General features: G+C 48.1%; 3 protein-coding genes and 1 pseudogene. 3 read left to right on the top strand and 1 reads right to left on the bottom strand.

From position 1 onward, the window contains the following. The first annotated feature begins 305 nt into the window (after nucleotides 1–305). Complete coding sequence (locus H7F08_RS15050) at nucleotides 306–1070, top strand: hypothetical protein (RefSeq protein ID WP_031573786.1); 765 nt, start codon at nucleotides 306–308, stop codon at nucleotides 1068–1070. Between the two features lie 457 nt (nucleotides 1071–1527). On the opposite strand, the gene merR is transcribed toward H7F08_RS15050, so the two are convergent. Beyond that, complete coding sequence (gene merR, locus H7F08_RS15045) at nucleotides 1528–1932, bottom strand: Hg(II)-responsive transcriptional regulator (protein ID WP_031573789.1); 405 nt, start codon at nucleotides 1930–1932, stop codon at nucleotides 1528–1530. 101 nt (nucleotides 1933–2033) lie between these two features. Here merR and merC point away from each other — a divergent pair, with 101 nt between their 5' ends. After that, nucleotides 2034–2474 carry an organomercurial transporter MerC gene (merC, locus tag H7F08_RS15040; protein ID WP_031573792.1) on the top strand — a complete coding sequence of 147 codons (441 nt, stop codon included), beginning with the start codon at nucleotides 2034–2036 and terminating at the stop codon, nucleotides 2472–2474. A 442-nt stretch (nucleotides 2475–2916) separates the two neighbouring features. Next, nucleotides 2917–3129 (top strand): annotated as a pseudogene (locus tag H7F08_RS15035) (hypothetical protein); the annotation flags it as partial.

Here is a 3129-nt window from a genome sequence, read left to right as displayed (position 1 = left end):
GGAGAATGGAGTCTGGTCTGCCTGGCGTGGAACATAAAACGCATGGCCGTATTGCGTCTGTAGGGCAGGAAAATGCAGATAAACCGCAAAAAACAGGGTAATAATGACCGAAAAAGACCCAAAATGAGCCATTTCAAAAAAATCGGGCTAAAATTTGGCGGTAGTCCGATGTTAAAACCGACGGGCTGCTAGTGCCCTTAAACTCTTGCATGGCATTTTACCGAACCCGATGCTCACACCAGCACACTTTGGATTTGACCAAGCCAATTATTTTTAATAATAGCCATACACTTGAGAGGCTCATCATGAACGGATATCTGCTACGTAAAACCGCTGTAATGGCTGGTTGTTGTTGTCTGACAGTGTCGTGGATACTGGTCAGCAGTCCAGCAGCCTCTGCATTCCCACTGAACAGCGTTCTTTCAATCAAGATCAAGCCTATTACCAACCAAGCACTGTCTCAAATCGTCGGTCGTGGTGTCATCGGCGGAAAAATTGTCTATTTCGGTGTAGAAATGCAAACCAACTGGACTGCGCCCAACAATCAAACATCGATGAGCAGCACCATGAATGTTGCACTTAATAGTCAGGGAAACATCTTTAAGCCCACCATCACCTATACAATGCAAGGCACATTGCCACAGTCGAAATCTTCAGCTACCAACAACGTAAGCGGAGAAGGTTTGAATAACATCCAAGGGGTTACCCAGGCCATCCAGATTGGAGGGAATGGCAATTCCGTTCAAAATGGCATGTCCCTGAATGTCATCAAAGGTGCTCCTAACACTGCCAGCGAAGGCAACACCATGACTGTGGGTACTCTAAGCAACAACGGTGTAACAATGACCGTACAGCCAGGACAGCTATCCATGGCGCTGACTAATGACGGCACAACCATTAGACAAGGCATTGGTTCTAATGGTGTTTTCCAGATATCTCAAGTAGGTACCAATATGAATAATATCCAGAACCACATGGCCCTCACGCTCGGCGTTAATCCTGGCACAAACAACGCCCAGAATCTTGCGCAACTACAGTCGGTCCTGAGCAGCCTGCAACCAGCCCCATAAGTTAACTATTAAAAGGGGGGCGTGAGGTTGAAACCTCTTGAGGCGGTTTCAGTCGTTCCTGCGCGCTTCGGTAACTTCAGCAATTATAAGGAATGGTCGCGGTATGCTGGAAGTTCGGTGCATTGCTCGTCATGCCCAGTCCTAGATTCATAATCAAGGAAGTTCTGGGGTTAAGGGCATAGGTCATGCCCACATTGGCCACCGCCACCTACAAGCGGCTACCATGCCCCTCTCCTAGCAAGCGCGTTTTCGGTATTATCCTGAAGACAGTCAGTAAAAGAAGTGCTTAAACTTAATCTGTCATTCAAGGCCAAAGCCACACCAAGACTGTACTAAAAAGCATACCCTAGGCCTACTTGACCAGGTTGGGCTTTACCTGCGTGAGTATTGATGCCGAGGGAATTTTGTTAAAATCATGATAGTCATTTGTATGGTTTTACCGGCCTGTGCTGGTGGATTATGACTGCAATGCGGAAATAAGTGGGCAGGCGACCTCGCCCGAATGCTTCTGACATTCTTCCAACAGTTCTGCCAATGCAGCTTCCATGGCCTTTAGTTGTTCCAAGCGCTTTCGTACATCGGATAAGTGACTTTCTGCTACCGCAGCTGCCTGCTTGCAATGCGCCCCGTCATCCAGATGCAGAAGTTGAGCGACCTCTTCAAGATTAAATCCCAGGCGCTGAGCAGACTTCACAAACTTTAATCGTTTCAGATCCTGCTGCCCATAGTGACGAATCCCTCCATGAGGCCGTTCAGGTATGCGCATCAGCTTCTTGCGCTGGTAGAAGCGTATGGTTTCTATATTGACCCCTGCGGTCCTTGCGAGAGTGCCAATGGTATAATTACGCAAATCGTCTGTCATAGTGTTGACTCCGTACTTGAGTACAGGAGTAAGTATAGCAAACGAGAATATTGACGCACGTGCGCTATGCTCAGTGATCTGGTTCAACAGGAGATTTTACCATGAACACCCAATGGATGACTCGTATTGCCGATAAGACAGGCGTTATCGGCACCCTTATCGGAAGTTTTAGTTGCGCCATGTGCTTCCCCGCAGCGGCGAGCATCGGGGCGGTCATTGGCTTGAGCTTTCTTAGTCGGTGGGAGGGGCTCTTCGTGCATATCTTGATCCCGGTTTTTGCCAGTATAGCCTTGGCTGCTAATCTAATCGGATGGTTTTCTCATCATCAGTGGCTTCGGGTCTTGGCTGGTATCATCGGACCCATACTGGTTTTAATCGGTTCCTTTGGAATGACTCAACATTTCCTGCCCATAATGATGGCCCGTGAGCTTTTTTATGTCGGTCTAGTTGTTATGTTGTTGGCAGCATTGTGGGACTTGTTCAGCCCGGCACATCGTCGCTGTAACGTGTCCTTACCAAAAGAGGGCCAGCGTGGCGGGTAATTTGCGCCATGTGCGTGCGGAAGTATAGTCAAATCTGTTTTAGGCGCGTTTTATGACATAGATCAGTGGCGCACTGTTGATCCTCCGACAGGTTTTGGTTGGTTTGAGTTTATCTGCAAATTCACCCCTCCCAAAATCTGCTGAAATTTTTTCCGGCGCACAAGTCCCGCCCAGTTATTCCGCCGCAGCATCTTGAAAATCAATCCCAGGAAGCCATTGCGTGTTATAGAGTTCTTGGTCAGATCAGGAGGGTAAATAGCAAATTCCTCATATAGCGTTTTCTGGAGCGAGCCTAATAAAAAGCTGCTGGCATATAGGCATTCAACTTCCAGCCATGCAAAATAATACCAACTATAATCTTCAGATAGCCTTACATTTAATGCAACCCGCCCCCGTCATGATAGCCGTGTGAGGACTGTGGAGTGCGGTCAGGAGAAGACTCATGTTAAAACTGAAAATTGCCGTTCTTTTTACCGTCACCTGCCTTTTTTCCAGCTGGGCTTGGGCGCATACAGCCGGACCCAGCCCTGAAGCTCTGTGGAAAGAAGTGCAAATTTTGCAAAAAACGCACGCCATCATGCCCGGAAGTACACCCTTTCAGCTGGGATCTCGGACGGTTGATCCTTACACTGTGGACCAGTGTAAGGATCAACCG

The organism is Acidithiobacillus sp. HP-11 (genome assembly GCF_015100075.1).
GTDB classification, from domain to species: Bacteria; Pseudomonadota; Gammaproteobacteria; order Acidithiobacillales; family Acidithiobacillaceae; genus Acidithiobacillus; species Acidithiobacillus thiooxidans.
Note: the sequence above shows the minus strand (reverse complement) of the source record. Positions and strands in the feature narration are given on the sequence as shown.